15 protein-coding genes are annotated in these 17,676 nt (G+C 73.7%); 7 read left to right on the forward strand and 8 right to left on the reverse strand.

Annotated features, from left to right (window positions below; genetic code table 11):
• The first annotated feature begins 14 nt into the window (after nucleotides 1-14).
• Together DT057_RS06530 and DT057_RS06535 are read left to right on the forward strand one after the other, a co-directional pair.
• Nucleotides 15-1,316: an MFS transporter gene (locus DT057_RS06530; RefSeq protein ID WP_128561264.1), complete on the forward strand. Its 1,302-nt coding sequence runs from the start codon at nucleotides 15-17 to the stop codon at nucleotides 1,314-1,316.
• Between the two features lies 1 nt (nucleotide 1,317).
• Nucleotides 1,318-2,238 (forward strand): amidohydrolase family protein, encoded by a 921-nt coding sequence (locus tag DT057_RS06535; protein ID WP_128561265.1) that lies wholly within the window; start codon nucleotides 1,318-1,320, stop codon nucleotides 2,236-2,238.
• 298 nt (nucleotides 2,239-2,536) lie between these two features.
• On the opposite strand, the gene DT057_RS06540 is transcribed toward DT057_RS06535, so the two are convergent.
• The 8 genes from DT057_RS06540 to DT057_RS06575 all read right to left on the reverse strand — a co-directional run bounded on the left by DT057_RS06540 (nucleotide 2,537) and on the right by DT057_RS06575 (nucleotide 13,008).
• Nucleotides 2,537-3,502, reverse strand: a complete 966-nt coding sequence (locus DT057_RS06540) for an amidohydrolase family protein (RefSeq protein WP_128561266.1) — start codon at nucleotides 3,500-3,502, stop codon at nucleotides 2,537-2,539.
• Nucleotides 3,503-3,616: 114 nt separating this feature from the next.
• Nucleotides 3,617-4,543 carry an amidohydrolase family protein gene (locus tag DT057_RS06545; RefSeq protein WP_238314006.1) on the reverse strand — a complete coding sequence of 309 codons (927 nt, stop codon included), beginning with the start codon at nucleotides 4,541-4,543 and terminating at the stop codon, nucleotides 3,617-3,619.
• 38 nt (nucleotides 4,544-4,581) lie between these two features.
• Complete coding sequence (locus DT057_RS06550; RefSeq protein WP_128561268.1) at nucleotides 4,582-5,502, reverse strand: SMP-30/gluconolactonase/LRE family protein; 921 nt, start codon at nucleotides 5,500-5,502, stop codon at nucleotides 4,582-4,584.
• A 77-nt stretch (nucleotides 5,503-5,579) separates the two neighbouring features.
• On the reverse strand, nucleotides 5,580-6,923 hold the full coding sequence (locus tag DT057_RS06555; RefSeq protein WP_407068132.1) for an MFS transporter: 1,344 nt from the start codon (nucleotides 6,921-6,923) through the stop codon (nucleotides 5,580-5,582).
• A 64-nt stretch (nucleotides 6,924-6,987) separates the two neighbouring features.
• Nucleotides 6,988-7,662, reverse strand: coding sequence for an RraA family protein (locus DT057_RS06560; protein ID WP_128561269.1), 675 nt, complete (start codon nucleotides 7,660-7,662; stop codon nucleotides 6,988-6,990).
• Between the two features lie 45 nt (nucleotides 7,663-7,707).
• Nucleotides 7,708-8,622 (reverse strand): DUF1932 domain-containing protein, encoded by a 915-nt coding sequence (locus DT057_RS06565; RefSeq protein ID WP_128561270.1) that lies wholly within the window; start codon nucleotides 8,620-8,622, stop codon nucleotides 7,708-7,710.
• On the reverse strand, nucleotides 8,622-11,708 hold the full coding sequence (gene ydiJ / locus DT057_RS06570; protein WP_128561271.1) for a D-2-hydroxyglutarate dehydrogenase YdiJ: 3,087 nt from the start codon (nucleotides 11,706-11,708) through the stop codon (nucleotides 8,622-8,624). Before ydiJ ends, DT057_RS06565 begins: the two co-directional genes overlap by 1 nt.
• Before the next feature lie 4 nt (nucleotides 11,709-11,712).
• Nucleotides 11,713-13,008 (reverse strand): MFS transporter, encoded by a 1,296-nt coding sequence (locus tag DT057_RS06575; protein WP_238314007.1) that lies wholly within the window; start codon nucleotides 13,006-13,008, stop codon nucleotides 11,713-11,715.
• A 205-nt stretch (nucleotides 13,009-13,213) separates the two neighbouring features.
• On the opposite strand from DT057_RS06575, the gene DT057_RS06580 reads away from it, so the two are divergent.
• The 5 genes from DT057_RS06580 to DT057_RS06600 all read left to right on the forward strand — a co-directional run.
• The gene (locus DT057_RS06580; RefSeq protein ID WP_128561273.1) at nucleotides 13,214-13,918 is read left to right on the forward strand and encodes an IclR family transcriptional regulator; all 705 of its coding nucleotides are present in this window, start codon (nucleotides 13,214-13,216) and stop codon (nucleotides 13,916-13,918) included.
• A gap of 212 nt (nucleotides 13,919-14,130) precedes the next feature.
• Nucleotides 14,131-15,009, forward strand: coding sequence for an alpha/beta hydrolase family protein (locus DT057_RS06585; RefSeq protein ID WP_128561274.1), 879 nt, complete (start codon nucleotides 14,131-14,133; stop codon nucleotides 15,007-15,009).
• Nucleotides 15,010-15,495: 486 nt separating this feature from the next.
• Entirely contained in the window at nucleotides 15,496-16,542 is a 1,047-nt protein-coding gene (locus DT057_RS06590; protein WP_128561275.1) for a zinc ribbon domain-containing protein, read from the forward strand.
• Between the two features lie 183 nt (nucleotides 16,543-16,725).
• Entirely contained in the window at nucleotides 16,726-17,013 is a 288-nt protein-coding gene (groES, locus tag DT057_RS06595) for a co-chaperone GroES (RefSeq protein ID WP_128561276.1), read from the forward strand.
• Nucleotides 17,014-17,186: 173 nt separating this feature from the next.
• The coding region (locus DT057_RS06600) for a TCP-1/cpn60 chaperonin family protein (protein ID WP_276469423.1) at nucleotides 17,187-17,676 on the forward strand (490 nt) is incomplete at its 3' end.

Raw genomic sequence — 17,676 nt, forward strand, 5'->3', positions numbered from 1 at the left:
GGAGGAACCAACGGATGATCGTGACGACGGCGAATGCCCACGAGGCCGCGGAGGCCGCGCCCACGGCGGTGCGCTGGCGCATCTTCGCGGTGGTGTTCGTGCTGGTGGTGATCAACCTGATCGACCGCACGGCGCTCTCGATCGCGATGCCCACCATCGCCCGGGAATTCTCGCTCTCGCCCACCATGCAGGGCCTGATCCTCAGCGCGTTCTTCTGGACCTACGCCCTGCTCCAGGTGCCGGGCGGCTGGCTGATCGACCGCTTCGGGCCGCGCCGGCTCATCGCCGGGGCGACGATCGGCTGGGGCCTGTTCCAGGCGCTCGCCGCCGCGGCGACCGGGGGCACGAGCCTGCTCCTGACCCGGCTCGGCCTCGGCGCCGCGGAGGCGCCGCTCTTCCCGGCGGGCGCCAAGCTCAACGCGCTCTGGCTCTCGCCGGAGGAGCGCGGGCGCGGGGCCGTGCTGATGGATTCCGGCTCCCCCCTCGGGGCGGCCTTCGGGGGCGCGATCATCGCCTTCCTGATCCTCTGGCTCGGCTCCTGGCGCCTCGCCTTCCTGGCGGCGGGCCTCGCCACGATCGCCCTCGGCTACCTGGCCTGGCGGACCCTGCGCGACGACCCCGCGCGCCACCCGGGCGTCAACCCGGCCGAGCTGGCGCGCATCCGCGGCGCCGCGGCGGGCGGGGCGGCCCCGGCCGCCGAGACGGCGCCCGATCGGATCACCGCGCGCTCGATGACCGGCCTCCTCGTCGGGCGGATGAGCTGGGCGATGATCAATTTCGGGCTCCTGACCTGGGGGCCGAGCTACCTCGCCCAGGCCCGCGGCTTCGACCTCAAGCAGATGGGCTACGCCACCTTCGTGATCTTCCTGTGCGGGATGGCGGGCTCGCTCTTCGCCGGCTTCTCGGCCGACTGGCTCTTCGCCCGCGGCCTCTCCCGCGGCCGGATCTACAAGGGGATGCTCGGCGCCTCGGGCCTCGCGGTCGCGGCGGCCTTCCTGGCCCTGCCGCAGGTCGCCGACCCGGTCGCCGCGGTGGCGATCCTCTCGGCGACCCTGTTCTTCCTCTACTGGGGCAGCCTGTACTGGAGCCTGCCGGTGATGCTTGCGCCCCGCGACAAGGTCGGGGTCGTCGGCGGGACGATGAACTTCGCCGGCAGCGCCAGCGGCATCGCGGTGCCGATCATCACCGGCTTCGTCCTGCAGACGACCGGCACCTACCTGGCGGTGCTGCTCTACTTCGCGGCCTGCGCGGTCCTGTACGTGCTGGGCACGCTCCTGATCGCGTTCCCGCAGGCCCGTCCGGCCGGGAGGGCGTGAGATGGCGAGCCGGATCTACGACGGGCCCGTCGTCGACGCCCACCAGCATTTCTGGGAGCCCGACCGCAACCCGCACCCCTGGCTGCGGCCGGAGGCGCGCATCCCGTTCCGGTACGGGAACTACGACGCGATCAAGCGGCGCTACCTGCCGGACGATTACCGGCGCGACGCCGGCCCGCACCGGATCGCCGCGAGCGTCTACGTCGAGACCGAGTGGGACCCCGCCGACCCGATCGGCGAGACGGCCTACGCCTCAGGTCTCGCCGCGCGCCACGGGCTGCCCGGCGCGATCGTGGCGCAGGCCTGGCTCGACCGGGCCGACGCCGCCGACGTCCTCGCGCGGCAGGCCGCCTTCCCGCTGGTGCGCAGCGTCCGCCACAAGCCGGGCGGGCCCGCGCGTCCCGAGGAGGCGGGCCGCTCCCGCACGCTGATGTCCGACCCCGCCTGGCGGGCCGGCTTCGCGCGGCTCGCCCGGCACGGCCTGCGCTTCGACCTCCAGACGCCGTGGTGGAACCTCGACGAGGCGGTCGAGCTCGCCCGCGACTTCCCCGGGACGACGATCATCCTGAACCACGCGGGCCTGCCCGCCGCGCGCGACCCCGCGAGCCTCGCGGGCTGGCGGGCCGCGATGGCCCGCCTCGCCGGCTGCCCGAACGTCGCCGTGAAGGTCTCGGGCCTCGGCCAGCCCGGGCAGGCCTGGACGCCGGAGAGCAACGGCCCCGTGGTGCGCGCGGTGATCGAGCTGTTCGGCGCCGAGCGGGCCATGTTCGGCTCGAACTTCCCGGTCGACAGCCTCTGCGCCACGCTCCCGGAGATCCTGGGCGGCATGAAGGCCATCGCGGCGCCGCTCCCGCCCGCCGAACAGGAGGCGTTCTTCGCCGGCACCGCCCGGCGGGTCTACGCCCTGGCGCCGGCGGGCTGAGGCGCGGGGCGGACGTCGCTGTTGGTCGCGACGCTGGCCGCGACCGCGGTTCCCTCCCGCCTCTCCGCTCCCGCGCGGCGAGACCTCGTCCAGGGTTTCGCCGGATCGGCCGGGAGGGATCGACCATGCACCCCGTCCGCGCGACCTCCCCCTCCCTCGCCGGGATGCAGGCCCCGGTGCTCGGTGGCTCCGGCGGCATCGGAGAGGCCCCGGCTCACGGCCTCGCGCCCGGCGCGGATCGCGCTGACCGACGGCAGCCGCGCCCCTCGTGGTCCTGGATGCGGGCGGGACGGCCCGCTCACACCGTCGGAAAGCCGTAGAGGCGGCCCGGGTTGTCGACGAGGATCCGGCGTCGCGCGGCCTCGTCCGGTGCCCATTCCGCCAGCAGGTCGAACAGGACGGCGTCGTCGGGCAGGTGCTTCTCGCCGCGGTGGGGCCAGTCACTGCCCCAGACCATGCGCTCGGGCGCGGCCTTGGCGAACGCCGCCGCCACCGCGCCGGCGTCGCGGTACGAGGGCGGGCCGCTCGCGGTGTTGAGGTAGGCGCCCGACAGCTTCATCCAGGTCCGGCCGCCGTCGAGCAGCCTGCGGACCGCCGGGTAGGCCCGGTGGCTCTCCCCCTGGCCGGGCGGCAGCCGGGCCAGGTGATCGATGACGAGCGGCGTCGGCAGGCGCGACAGGACGTCGGCGAGGTCGGCGATCTGGTCGCCGGTCATGTACACCTGCACGTGCCAGCCGAGCGGCGCGACCTTCCGGGCCATCGTCTCGAGGCGCTCGGCGGTCGTGACGCCCCAGGATTGCGGCGTCACGAAGTTCACCCGGATGCCGACCGCGCCCCGGGCGGCCATCTGCCCGAGCTCGGCATCCGGAATATCCTCGTCGACGACGACGACCGCGCGCGCGGACGACCCGAACTGCGCGACCCCGTCGAGCGTGGCGCGGTTGTCGACGCCGTAGGTCGAGGGCGTCACCACGACGACGCGGCTCGTGCCGATCCGCTCCTGGAGCAGGCGGTAGGCCGCGACGTCGCTGTCGACGACCGGCTCGCCCCGCCAGTGGGCCGAGGCGGGGAAGCGCTTCGAGAAGATGTGGATGTGCGCGTCGCACGCGCCGGGCGGCGCGGCCGTCCTCGGCGCCTCCGTGCCGGACGAGAACGGGACGGCGCCTCGCGCCGCGGCCGGGCCGCTCCGGGTGCCGGCAGCCGCGAGGGCGCAGGCGCCCGCCGCCCTCACGATGTCGCGCCGCGACCAGTCGAACACCGTCATGGTTCACTCTCCCCTCGTCGTTGGGCGGGCCGCGGCGCCTCGCAGGTGCCGGCGGCCCGCGGATCGGGCGTCCCGTCCCGCTGGCAGGCCGCCGGTCGCTGCCCCCCGCCGGCCTCAGAACCCGTAGAGCCGGGCGGGATTGGCGACGAGGATCCGGGCGCGCAGCTCCGGATCCGGCGCCCACTCCGCCAGCAGGTCGAGCAGGACGGCGTCGTCGGGCTTGCCGTCGGCGGGCGCCGTCGGGTGCGGCCAGTCGCTCCCCCAGACGAGCCGCTCCGGGGCGAGGCCGACATAGGCGCGGGCGAGCCGGCCCCGGTCGGCGTAGCGGGGCGGGCCGGACTTCGACAGGAGGTAGGCGCCGGTCAGCTTCACCCAGGCGCCGCGCCTCTCGATCAGACCCGCGATCACCCGGAAGCTCGGATGGTCGGGACCGGCCGGCTCGGGAACGTGGCCCATGTGGTCGAACACCACGGGGACGGGCAGGCGCTCGAGCGCGTCCCGCAGCGCGACGATCGTCTCGCCGTCGGACACGAGCTGGATGTGCCAGCCGAGCTCCGCGACCTTGCGGGCGACCGGCTCCAGGTCGTCCATCGGCGCGCCGCCCGGGAGCCGCGTGCCGAACCGGACGCCCCGGATGCCGGCCTCGTGCAGGCGGCGCAGCTCGGCCGGCGCGACGCTTGCGTCGAGCATCGCGACGCCCCGCGCGCCGCTGCCGAAGCCCTTGACCGTCTCGACGAGCAGCCGGTTGTCGGTCCCGTAGGTCGAGGGCTGCACCACGACGTTGCGCGTGAGGCCGAGCCGGCGCTGCAACTGCCGGTAATCGTCGGCACCGGCATCGGGCGGCCGCAGGGTCGCGGCAGGCGCCGGGGGAAAGCGCGCGTCGTAGACGTGGTGGTGGCAGTCGGTCGCGTCCGGGGGCACGGTGAACGTGGGGCGGTCGGTCCCGGCGGACCAGCGCACGGCCTCAGCGGCGGCGGGCCGCGGGCCGGCGCAGAGCGCCGCCGCGCTCGCGAGGAGCGCGAGGTGATCGCGCCGCGTCATCGGATGAGGCATCGGATGTGTCATGGGCGCGGGTCCGCTCAGGCGTGCGAGAACAGGGCCTGACCGGGGGCGGGCATCCGCGCCGTCAGGATGCTCCCGGTCTCGGACTCGGTGATGAAGAGGGTCGCGCGGTCCGGCCCGCCATACGCCACGTTGGTGGTCGAGCGGCCGGCCGGGGACACCACGCGCAGGAGCGGCTCGGCGACCGGCGACAGACGCCAGACCGAGCCGAAGCCGGTATGGGCGACGACGAGGCAGCCCTCGGCGTCGAGCGCGACGCCGTCCGGGCCGCCGAGCCCGCCGTGGAGCTGCGAGAACACCCCGACCTTCGACACGAGCCCGCTCGTCCCGAGCGGGATGCGCCAGATCTGCTGCGCCCGCGTCACGGCGACGAAGAGGTTCGCCATGGCGCTGTCGACCACGATGCCGTTCGGGCTCGGCACCGTGTCGACGAGGCAGGTCAGCTCGCCGGAGGCGCGCAGGCGGTAGACCCGGCCGGTCGGGTCCTGGAGGCCGGTCTGGCCCTGGTCCGTGAAGTAGAGGTCGCCGTTTCCCGCGAAGGTGAGGTCGTTGACGCCCCGGAATCCCTCCGAGCCGGCATTCTCCAGGAACGGCGTCACCGACCCGGCCTCGGGGTCGAGGAGCAGGATCCCGCGCTTGTAGCAGGTGATGAAGATGCGCCCGTCGCGATGGATCTTCAGCCCGTTCGGCCAGCCGTCGTACTCGGCGACGAGCTCCCAGGTCCCGTCCGGGTCGATGCGGAAGATGCGGCCGAACGGGATGTCGGTCACGTAGAGCCGGCCGGCGCGGTCGAAGACCGGGCCCTCGAGGAAGGAGTCGATGGCCTGCCCGCCGCGGTTCGCGCTCGCCCAGGCGGTGGCCGTCGGCTTGCGGAACCGGTCCGGCAGGCGCGTGAAGATCTCGGCCGTCACGATCGGCGGGGGAGAAAAGAACGACATCGTGGCCCTCGAGGGATGAGAGAATCCGCGCGGCGGTTCGACCGACCGCCGCACCACGCGGGTCGACGGCCTCGAGGTCAGGCCGCGGCCATTGCCGCGCGGGTGTCGCGGGCATGCGCGCGGCTGATCATCAGGACGCTGAGTGCGGCGGCCGCGTCGAGCGCCGCGACCGGGAGCATGCCGAGGGCGAAGCTCCCGGTCGCCTCCTTCACCAGGCCGACGACGTTCACCATCAGGCCGCCGCCGATGAGGTTCGCGATCGCGTTGATCCCCGCGAGGCCCGCCGCCAGCGTCCCGGCCGACAGCCAGCCCGCCGACAGGGCCCAGAACGGCCCCTTGAAGGCGTAGGCGCCGACGAGCGCGCAGGTCACGGCCGCGATGGTCGTCGCGAGGCTGCCCGACAGGCTCAGGTAGGCCAGGCCGAAGGCCGCGAGCGTCAGCGGGAGCGCCGTGTGCCAGGTGCGCTCGCCGCTGCGGTCCGACCGGCGGCCCCACAGGATCATCAGTACCGTGGCGAAGCCGTACGGGATCGCGTTGACGAAGCCGGTCTGGAGATTGGTCAGCCCGTACGCCTTGATGATCTGCGGCTGCCAGACCGACAGCACGCTCCCGGTCGCGGACGCTCCCGCGCAGACGAGCGCCATGGTCACGAAGTACTTGTTGCGCGCGAGCTGCCACAGCGAGATGTGGCCGACGGGCGTCCTGCGGGCCGCCTCCTCGGCGAGGCGCCCGACGAGCCAGGCGCGCTGCGGCGCATCGAGCCAGGCGGCGTCACGGGGCCTGTCCGTCAGCACGAACAGGCAGCAGATCCCAAGCAGGATGGTCGGGACGCCCTCCAGCACGAACAGCCACTGCCAGCCCTTGAGCCCGAGGGCCCCGTCGAGTTCGAGGAGCGACACGGAGAGGGGCGAGCCCAGGAAGGTCGCGAGCGGGATCGAGACCGTGAACGTCGCCAGGATGCGCGCCCGGTACGCGCTCGGCAGCCAGTAGGTCAGGTAGAGGATGGCGCCCGGGAAGAAGCCGGCCTCGGCCGCGCCCAGGACGAAGCGCATCGCGTAGAGGGAGTACGGCCCCGCCACCAGGGCCATGCCCATCGTCACGAGACCCCAGGTGATCATGATCCGGGCGATCCAGCGCCGCGCGCCGACGCGCTGGAGCGCGAGGTTGCTCGGGACCTCGACCAGGAAGTAGGAGACGAAGAACAGGCTCGCCGCGAAGCCGAACATCGCGGGCGTGAGCCCGAGATCCTTGTTCATCTGCAACGCGGCGAAGCCGACGTTGACCCTGTCGAGCAGGGCGAAGAAGTAGCAGACCATCAGGAACGGCACGAGCCGAAGGATGACCCGGCGCATGGTCGCGGTCTCGAGGGATTGCGGCGCTTGTTCGGAGACGCTCACGTCCTGTCCTCCCGGGTTCTTCATCGGTGCGGCCCCGGCGCCACCGGCGCCGGTCCGCGTCATCGCGTGCCCGCCGTCCGCAGGCGGGTCAGACTCCCTCGCAGCCCGCGTCCCGCAGGGCGCGCTCGACCCACGAGCGGTCCACGGTGCCGGCCTTGATGGCCGCCATCGTGTCGGCCTCGCCCGCCTGCTTCCTGCTGGCCGCCGCGTAGACCTCGTCCGCCTGCTCGATGGGCACGCAGACGACCCCGTCGTCGTCGCCGACGATGAGGTCGCCCGGCCGGATCACCATGCCGTCGAGAGCGATCGTGGCGTTCACCTCGCCGGGCCCGTTCTTGTAGGGACCGCGATGCGTGATGCCGGCCGCGAAGACCGGGAGGGCGTTGGCGCGGATCCACCCGGAATCGCGCACGGCCCCGTTCACGATCACGCCCGCGACCCCGATCTGCTGCGCGTGGGCGAGCATGAGCTCGCCCATGATCGCGTTCGTGAGGTCGCCGCCCGCGTCGACCACGAGGACGTCACCCGGGCCGGCGCGGTTGAGGGCCGCGTGCACCATCAGGTTGTCGCCCGGGCGCTGCCTCACCGTGAGCGCGGCGCCCGCCAGCACGCCTCCGGCGTGGAGCGGCCGCAGGCGGGGACCGCCATGCGCCATGCGGTTCATCGAGTCGCTGATATTCGCGACCGCGATGGCCTTGAACCGCGCGACCGTGGCGTCGTCGACCTTGCGCGGCCGGGGATGGATCGTGAACCCGATGGACATGGCTGCCTCCTGGACGGGGAAGGGGGGAATCGCGGGGTGCGGCGCTCAGGCCCGCTCGGGCTGCGCGAGGCCGGCCTTCAGCGCCATGGCGTCGAGCGCCTCCTGGTAGGTCCGCGGCACCACGCCCTTGAAGTGGTCCTTGAGGCCGAGGCTCTCCTTCCAGCGCAGGCGCGACGCGATCGCGCGGGCCATGATCGGCTCGACCCCGGCATCCGCGACGGCGTCGGCCGACATCTCGAGCTCCTCGGCGCGGCGCTTGGCGTGGATGGTCCCGGAGGGCGTCAGGCTCTGGACGGTGTCCATCCAGGGCCGCGCCAGCGTCTTCGCGGCGGAGGCGAGCACGACCTCGTCGATCCCGTACTGGCGGGCGGCGAGCAGCATCTCGTCGGTCAGCGCCTCGATGCCCTTGATCAGGACGGAGCGGAGGATCTTGATCCCGGACGCGGTGCCGAGGACCGGGCCCGTGAACTCGATCTGCATGCCCCAGGGCACCAGCCAGTCGCGCACCCGCTCGCCGGCGGGCCCGCTCGACAGCATGCGCATGCTGTAGCCGTGGAGCGGCGTTCCCTCGATTGAGCCGTCGCCGAGGAGCGCGCCGCTCGGGCCAAGCGCGTCGGCCACGCGGGTCTTGATCTTCGGGGTGGCGGACGCGAAGTCGAGGAAGGTGTGCCGGCTCGTCAGGACCGGGGCGAACGCGTCCGCGCTCTCGAGCGAGGCCGCCCCGGGCGTCACGCTGAAGACCAGGTCGCTCGCCTGCGCGAGCTCGGCGTTCGAGCGCACCAGGGTGACGCCGGCCTCCCGGGCCCGGCTCTGGATGAGGTCGGCGTAGGGGCCCTCGAAGGCGTACCTGTCGTAGCACGCGATCGCTTCGAGGCCGGCTTTGCGCAGGCCCGCGCCGAGGGTGCTGCCGATCTCGCCGTAGCCGACGAGGCCGAGTCTGAACTGCTTGCGGTCTGCCATCACGGGCTCCGTGTCGTTGGGATCGGGTCAAGGGGGGCCGCGGCCGGGCGTCGCGCCGCGGCGGCCCCGCCGCCGGCCGCGACGAGGTCGCGGAGGATCTCGACGGGGTGGGGGAGCCGGACGCCGTCGATGAGGCGGGCCTGCGACCGGCACGAGTAGCCGTCGGCCAGGAGGCGGCCCGACCGGCCCTTCTCGGCCACGTGCCTCGCCCAGCTGAGGGCGTAGATGCGCTCGGACGTCGCCCGGTGCTCGGCCTCGTGGCCGTAGGTGCCGGCCATGCCGCAGCAGCCGGAGGGCAGCGCCCTGAGCCCGAGGCCGAAGGCCTCGAAGACCGCCGACCACGCCGCCACGGCGGGCTGCGCCGTCGCCCGCTCCGTGCAGTGCGGCAGCAGCCAGTAGGACTTCCGCCCGGGCGCCCGCGCGGCGTGCTCGAGGCGGCCGGCGAGCCATTCCTGGACGAGCTGGACCCGCGGCACGTCGCGGCCCGGAAGCGCCTGCCTGTACTCCGACCGGTAGGTCAGCGTCATCGAGGGATCGAGGCCGACGAGCGCGACGCCGGTTGCCGCCAGGCGGTCGAGCGCGGCCGCGTTCGCCGCCGCGAGCCGCTCGAAGCGGCCGAGGAAACCGTGGACGTGCAGCGGCTTGCCGTTCGGCCGGTAGGGTGCGAGCCAGGGCCGGATGCCGATCCCGACCAGGAGATCGAGGAGGGCGAGCAGGACCGGCGTGTCGTAGTGGCTCGTGAACGCGTCCTGCACCACGACGACGCTCGTCAGGCGCTCGGAGGCGGAGAGCGCCGCCAGGGCCTGCGGGTCGGCGGGCGCCACGCCGCGACGCGCGATCTCCCGCCCGAGATCGAGCCCCGACAGCTTCGGCGTGTGGACGAGGCCGAGAGCCCCCGCGAGGCCGAGCGACGTCGCGCCGTTGACGAGCCGCGGCGCCTTGGCCAGCCAGGGCGCCAGCCCCTCCAGCGCGGCGACGACGTGGTGGCGCAGGGGCCGCAGGTAGCGGCCGTAATACAGTTCGAGGAACTTCGCCCGGAAGGTCGGGACGTCGACCTTGATCGGGCACTGCCCCGTGCAGGACTTGCAGGCGAGGCAGCCCGCCATGGCCTCGTGCACCGCGTGCGAGACGTCGTCCTGCCGCCGGAGCGTCGCGGCGAGCCGGGCCGGGAAGGCGAGCCAGCCCGGCCGCGCGCGCAGCCGGCGGGCCTCGGCGAGGGGGTCGCTGCCCTCGGCGGCGAGGCGGCGCAGCCACTCGCGCATGAGCTGGGCGCGCCCCTTCGGCGAGTGCCGGCGCTCGCGCGTGCCCTTCCAGGAGGGGCACATGGCGTCGTCCGGGTCCCAGGTGAAGCAGGCGCCGTTGCCGTTGCAGTGGAGCGCCTCGTCGTAGCCGGCCCGAACCGCCGGCGGGATCCCGCGGTCGCGCTGCCCCTTGGTCGGCACGCCGTCGATCGCCAGCAGGGCGCCGCCCTCCGGCACCGCGATCTTGCCCGGGTTGAGCTGGTTGCGCGGGTCGAAGGCGGCCTTGACGGCCTGCAGCATCGGGTAGAGCGGACCGAAGAACCGGGGCGAGAACTCGGAGCGCACCCCCTTGCCGTGCTCGCCCCAGAGGAGGCCGCCGTAGCGCTGCGTCAGCGCGACGACATCCTCGGTGACCTCCCGGATCAGGGCCTCGGCGCCCGGCGCCTTCATGTCGATCGCCGGCCGCACGTGCAGCACGCCCGCGTCCACGTGGCCGAACATGCCGTAATCGAGGCCGCGGCGGTCGAGCATGGCCCGGAACTCGCCGATGAAGTCGGCGAGGTTCTCGGGGGGGACCGCGGTGTCCTCCACGAACGCGATCGGCCGCTTCTCGCCCCGCATGCTGCCCAGGAGCCCGACCGCCTTCTTGCGCATGTCCCAGATGCGCGCGACGTCCGCTTCCCCGCGCGCCACGGCGTAGCCGCGGCGCCCATTCACCGGGCCGGCCGCGTCCAGGGCCGCCGTGAGGCGCCCGACCGCCTCCTCGACCGTTGCGGCGGCGTGGCCGACGAACTCGACGAGGTTGACGCCGCGCGCCCGCTCCCCGCCATCCTCGGGGAAGAAGGCGGCGACGCCCGCCCAGACGGGATCGCCCTGGGCGAGCGCCAGCACGGTGGAATCGACCGTCTCGATCGAGGCCGCCCCGAACGGGGCGAGCGCCTGCGCGTCGCGCAGCGCCGCGTCGAAGCCGGCGTAGCGCAGGGCGACCAGGGCCGCGTGGCCCGGCAGCGGCAGCACGTTCAGCGTCGCCTCCGCGAGCAGGCCGAGCGTGCCCTCCGAGCCGCACAGGACCGCGTTGAGGTCGAAGCGCCCGTCGGCGCGCCGGAGATGCGCGAGGTCGTACCCGGTGAGGCAGCGGTTGAGCGGCGGGAAGCGCTCGGCGATGAGCGCCGCGTTCTCGCGCTGGAGCCGGTCGACCTCGCGGTGGATCGCGCCCGCCCGGTCGGGGCGGGCCTGCACCGCCGCGAGCTCGGACGGATCGAGGGGGGACGAGTGCCAGACGGTTCCCTCCGACAGCACCGTCGTCAGGGCGAGCACGTGGTCGCGGGTCTTGCCGTAGAGGCAGGAGCCCTGGCCGCTCGCGTCGGTCGCGATCATGCCGCCGATCGTGGCGCGGTTCGAGGTCGAGAGCTCGGGCGCGAAGAACAGCCCGAAGGGCCGGAGCGCGGCGTTGAGCTGGTCCTTGACGACGCCGGCCTCGACCCGCGCCGTGCGCCGCTCCGGATCGATCGCCAGGATGCGGTTCATGTGCCGCGACAGGTCGACCACGAGCCCGTCCGTGAGGGACTGGCCGTTGGTGCCGGTCCCGCCGCCGCGCGGCGCGATCCGGATGTCCGCGAAGCGCTCCTCCGCCAGCAGCGTCGCGATGCGGGCGAGGTCGTCGCGGCCGCGCGGGAAGGCGATCGCCCGCGGGGCGACCTGGTAGATCGAGTTGTCGGTGGCCAGGACGGTGCGGTCGGCGGCGTCGAGCGAGAGGTCGCCCGCGAAGCCCCGCGCCCGCAGCTCGGCGCAGAAGGCCGCGTGGAGCGAGAGCCTTACGGGTTCGGGCGCGAGGCGCGGGATCATGGCGTCAGGCCGGGACCGGGGCCGGCACGTCGTGGCGCCGGACGAGGCGGCCGAAGACGAGCATCAGCGTCGCGCCGACGAGGAGGAAGCAGCCGACCGCGACGAGGGGCGCCGTGAACCCGCCCGAGAGGTCGCGCACGAAGCCGATCATGTAGGGCCCGGCAAAGCCCCCCAGGTTGCCGATGGAGACGATCATCGCGATGCCGCCCGCCGCCGCGCGGCCGGTGAGGAAGCCCGACGGCACGGCCCAGAAGGTCGCCACGAAGGAGTTGATGCCCGCCACCGCGACGCAGAGGGCGGCGATCGTGAGGAGCGGCGAGGGGGTGAAGGCGCTCCCCATCAAGGCGGCCGCGCCGAGGAGCAGCGAGAGGGCCGGATAGATCGTGCGGTCGCTGCCCCGGTCCGACATCCGGCCCCACACCACCATGGCGACCGCGCCGCAGACGTAGGGGATCGCGGTTACGACCCCGACGAGGGAGGTGGCGAGGCCGAGTTGCTTGATGATCTGGGGCAGCCAGAGGCCGATGCCCAGCGAGCCGATAATGGCGCAGAAATTGACGACCGCGAGCGTCAGCACCCGCCAGTTGGACAGGGCCTGCGCCAGCGTGAAGCTGTGCTTGCGCTCGATGGCGGCCCGCTCCGCCGCGAGCCGGGCCACCAGGACGTCGCGCTCGCCGGCCGACAGCCAGGCGGCCTTCTCGGGCCGGTCGGTCAGGACGAACAGGCAGGCGACGCCGAGGACGATCGCCGGGACTGCCTCGAGGACGAGCAGCCACTGCCAGCCCTTGAGGCCGAAGCCCTCCAGCTGGATCAGCGCCCCCGAGATCGGCGACCCGACGATGTTGGCGACCGGGATCCCGAGCAGGAACAGCGCCGTCGCCCGGGCCCGGACGGCGGACGGGAACCACAGGCCCAGGTACAGGAACACCCCGGGCACGAAACCCGCCTCGCCGAGGCCGAGCAGGAAGCGCGCGATGCCGAACTGCACCGGACCCGTCACGAACGCGGTCGCCGCCGAGACGAGGCCCCAGGTGATCATGATCCGGGCGATCCAGAGGCGGGCCCCGACCCGCATCATGATCAGGTTGCTGGGGATCTCGGCGATGAAGTAGCCGAAGAAGAACAGGCCCGCGCCGACCCCGAAGGCCGTCGGGCTGAGGCCGATGTCCTGGTTCATCGTGAGCGCCGCGAAGCCGACGTTCACGCGATCGAGGTAGCTGACCACGTAGCAGAGGAAGAGGAATGGAAGGATGCGCCGCAGCATCTTGCGGTGGAGCGCGGGCTCGTCGACCGCTGCCATACGCGCCGATGCCGGCTCCACGGGCCGCCCCGATGTCATGACGCTCACTCCCTGGCCGATTTCGCAACGGCGTTTCATTTTGAGTACAGGGAGCGCGCCCGCGGGTCAAGTCCCCGCAGGGCCGGCCGGGCGGTTTGCTGGCCGGTGGCGGGGCCGCTATGGGGTGCCTCGTCGAACGTCCGACGGGTGAGCGAGTGCGCGAGGCATGCCGAGAGAGGCTCGACGGAGGCCCAAGCTCGAGGGAGTCGCCTCGGCCGAGAGGGTGTTGACGGTGCTGACGGCGTTCCGGCGCGGCGACGACGCGCTCGAACTGTCGGAGATCGCCCGCCGCACGTCGCTCGTGAAGAGCACCATCATGCGGCTGTGCATCTCGCTCGAGAAGTTCGACCTGATCGAACGCCTGGACGACGGACGCTACCGCCTGGGCGTCGAGGCCGCCCGGATCGGCTCCGTCTACCAGCAATCCTTCGCCCTGGAGGAGCGGGTCGTCCCGGTGCTCGAGCGCCTCGCCGCCGAGTCGCTCGAGACGGCGTCGTTCTACATCCGCCGGGGCAATCAGAGGCTCTGCCTGTTCCGGGCGGACTCGCCGCACCCGCTGCGCATGAACGTCCGGCCGGGCGACATGCGGCCGATGGACAACTCGGCCATCGCCCAGGTCCTGGCCACCTTCGGCGATCGCGCGCCCTCCGGGCCGCGGGACGTCAGGCTGCCGATCTACACGTCGGGCATCACCGATCCGCACGTCGCGTCCCTGGCGATGCCGATCTTCGGCACCGAGCGGCGGCTGATCGGGGCCCTCGCGCTGTCGGGCCCGTCGTCGCGCCTCACGGCGGAGCAGGCCGGGCACCTGGAGACGCGCCTGCGGGAGGCGGCCGAGCGTCTCTCCTCCGAGCTCGGCGCGCAGCTCTGAGGGCACCCGCCACCCGCCACCCCGGTCACCCGGGTCGGGGGCCCGCGTCCCGCCGGGCACGCCCGCTCGGGCGCCATCGCGCGGCGGGCAGAGCCGTGAACGTCGAGGCGGGCGGACCGCCGCCGGGGCGCAGAGCGGCCGCGGATCTGCTAGGATGGCCCGCGAACGCGACCCGCCGATGGCGGCCGAGGACGGCCGTCGAGGAGGATGGCATGAAGCGTTGCGCAACCCTCGCGCTCGCGCTCGCGCTGGCGCTCCGTCCGGCGGCGGCCGACCCGGTGGAGCTCTCGGCCTTCCGCGACCTGCCGCGGCCCGAGCCGACCCTCCAGGTCGCCTACGGCCCGGCCCCCTCGCAGGCCATCGACGTCTTCCTGCCCGCCGGCCCCGGCCCGCACCCGGTCGCGGTGCTGATCCACGGCGGCTGCTGGAGCGCCGCCACCGCCGGGCGCGAGCAGATGCGGCATCTCGGGCCGGAGCTGACCCGGCGCGGGCTCGCCGTGTGGAGCATCGGCTACCGCCGCGCGAACGAGGCCGGCGGCGGCTATCCCGGTACCTACCAGGATGCCGGCGCCGCGCTCGACAGGCTGGCCGCGGAGGCGGCCCTCCACCGGCTCGACCTCGCGCGCGTGGTGCTGGTCGGCCACTCCGCGGGCGGCCATCTCGCCCTGTGGGTGGCCTCCCGCGCCTCCCTCCCGGCCGGGAGCCCGCTGCACGCGCCGCCGCTCGTCGTGCCGCGGGCGGTGATCAGTCTGGGCGGCGTCGGCGACCTCGCGGCGTTCGCCCGCTTCGTGCCCCTCCTGTGCGGACCCGGCATCCTCGAGAGGCTCGCCCCGCCGGACACGCTCGCCGAGGTCTCGCCCGCGGCCCTCCGGCCGCCGGCAGGCGCGGTGGTCATGGTGAGCGGCGTGCTCGACCGGCTCGTGCCGCCCTGGGTCGCGCACGACTATGCCCGCGCCGCGCGGGGCGGGTCCGGGAGTGCGCCGCGGCTCGTCGAGATCCCGGAGGCCGGGCATTTCGACCTGGTCACGCCCTCGGCCCCCGCCTGGGCGACGGTGCGCGGCCTCATCGAGGCGGCCCTGGAGACACGCTAGCGCTTGAACGTGCCGCGGCCGTGGACGGCCCCGCGTCCGGCGCGCGACGGCAGCGAACGCCGCCCGACGGGATCGCGCACGCGCTGCCGCCGTACGCCGCGTCGGGGATCGCCGCCAGGCGGCGCCGGCCGGGTCCCCGGCCGGAGGCTCCCGGGGGGAGAACCGGTTGCCGAAACGCCCACCCGATGTCACCTTCCGGCCGGGGAATGGGGACGAACGGGCGCCCCGATCACCGCTCCGCCCGGACTGCGCCGCCGCCCGGTGTCCTGCTCGGGCCCTCCGTCGCCTCGCGCCCGCGCCGGGCTCTGAGGATCACGCGCGCAGGGATCGGGAACCGTCGTCCCGTGAGCCCCCGGGGGAGGGACGCGCCGATGCCAGCCACCGATGTCGGCCCGGGACGCCAGCGCACCCGCGGGGCGCGCGTCGGCCCCACCGAGGGAGCGGATCCGCCGGCCCGGGTCCCCCGTCGTGACCGGGGCCGCTAGGGTGCGGTCCGGCTCCCGGCTGTCCGAGCGCTGGTTCGGGCTCGCCCTGTGGCTCGTGGCCTTCACCTTCGCGGGCTTCCTGATCGGTCTCGGCTCCCTCGTCGTCGGCGACCTGCCGCAGGTCGAGCAGCGCTACCGGCTCGAGCAGTTCCTCGACGCGGACCGGGCCCGGGCCACGACCGACGCCCTCAGGCAGATCCGCCGCGAGCAGGACGACGTCCGGCGGCAGGGCGAGCAGGCGCAGCTCGCGCTCGCGGCGGCGCGCTCGGCGTCCGAGGCGGCGCGCGAGACCTTCGCCAACTGGCTGAAGACCCGCGACGCGACGCAGCGCGTCGACCAGGATCCCGGCCTGATCGCCCGCACGCAGCAGCTCGATGCCCTCAAGGCCGGCGAGCGCGCGATCGAGGAGCGGCTGGAGGTCCTGGCCCGCAGCGAGCTCGACCTGTCCGAGCGGGAGACCGCGCAGGCGAGCCTCGACGCGGACCTGCGCGCGGCGGCCCGGGAGAAGCTCGACGCGGCCGAGCGCGGGCAGGAACTGCGCGTGTTCGGCTACCGGCTCGCGCTGACGCTGCCGCTCCTGGTCCTGGCCGGCTGGCTGCTGCTGACGCGGCGGCACACGCGCAACTGGCCCTTCGTCTGGGGCTTCGCCCTGGCGGCGGCGTTCGCGTTCTTCGTCGAGCTCGTGCCCTACCTGCCGAGCTACGGCGGCTACGTGCGCTACGGCGTCGGGGTCGTCGCGACGCTCGTCGCCGGGCGGGCGGCGATCAACGCGCTCCAGGCCTACCGCGAGCGGCAGGCGGCGGTCGAGACGCGCCCCGACGCCGAGCGCCGCACCGACATCGCGACCGACCAGGCCCTGGCGCGGCTCGCCCGGCAGATCTGCCCCGGCTGCGAGCGCCCCGTCGCGCTCGGCGATCCGACCACGAACTTCTGCCCGCATTGCGGGCTCGGCGTGTTCGAGCGCTGCCCGGCCTGCGGGCAGCGCAAGAGCACCTTCGAGCGGTTCTGCCACGCCTGCGGCACGCGGCGGGCCGACGCCGCCGCCTGAGCCGCCGGCGGGGTACCCACGACGGCCCACCGCGTCCGCGGGCGAATCAGCATTAGCAGTCCCGGACATTGAGTGCTAAGACCGCCGCACAGAGTCGCAGCGCCCGGTCCGGGTGTCGGCTCCTCCAGGTCGGCCGCGTCGTCACGCCGCTTCCCGGCCGTGGCAAGAAGAAGGAAGACCCGCATGCCGTTCCGCCCGCTTCACGACCGCGTTGCCGTCCGTCGCATCGAGAGCGAGGAGAAGACCAAGGGCGGCATCATCATCCCGGACACCGCCAAGGAGAAGCCGCAGGAGGGCGAGATCGTCGCCGTCGGCCCCGGCGCCCGCGACGAGTCCGGCAATGTCGCGCCCCTCGACGTCAAAGCCGGCGACCGCATCCTGTTCGGCAAGTGGTCGGGCACGGAGGTCAAGATCGACGGCCAGGATCTCCTCATCATGAAGGAGTCCGACATCATGGGCGTGCTCGCCTGATCATGTTCGACGGAAAACGCGGTTTTCCGTCGTCTGAACCACGTCTTTCCCAGGGCCGCATCGATCGGTCGGGCGCCCGACGGCGCCGCCGGGATCGCGATATCGACCCGAACCTCGGGCGCGGCCGACCCGGCCGGCCCGGAGGCTGAACTCCACGCGGAGAGGATCTGCACATGGCTGCCAAGGACGTACGTTTCTCGACGGATGCCCGCGAGAAGATGCTGCACGGCGTCGAGCTCCTGGCCAATGCCGTCAAGGTCACGCTCGGCCCGAAGGGCCGCAACGTCGTGATCGAGAAGAGCTTCGGCGCGCCCCGGATCACCAAGGACGGCGTCACCGTCGCCAAGGAGATCGAGCTCGCCGACAAGTTCGAGAACATGGGCGCCCAGATGGTGCGCGAGGTGGCCTCGAAGTCGAGCGACATGGCGGGCGACGGCACCACCACCGCGACCGTGCTGGCCGCCTCGATCGTGCGCGAGGGCGTCAAGTACGTCGCCGCCGGCATGAACCCGATGGACCTCAAGCGCGGCATCGACCTCGCGGTCGCGGCTATCGTCAAGGACATCGAGGGGCGCGCCCGCAAGGTGGCCTCGTCCGAGGAGATCGCCCAGGTCGGCACGATCTCGGCCAATGGCGACAAGGACATCGGCGAGATGATCGCCA

Origin of the sequence: Methylobacterium crusticola, assembly GCF_003574465.1 — a bacterium.
GTDB classification, from domain to species: Bacteria; Pseudomonadota; Alphaproteobacteria; order Rhizobiales; family Beijerinckiaceae; genus Methylobacterium; species Methylobacterium crusticola.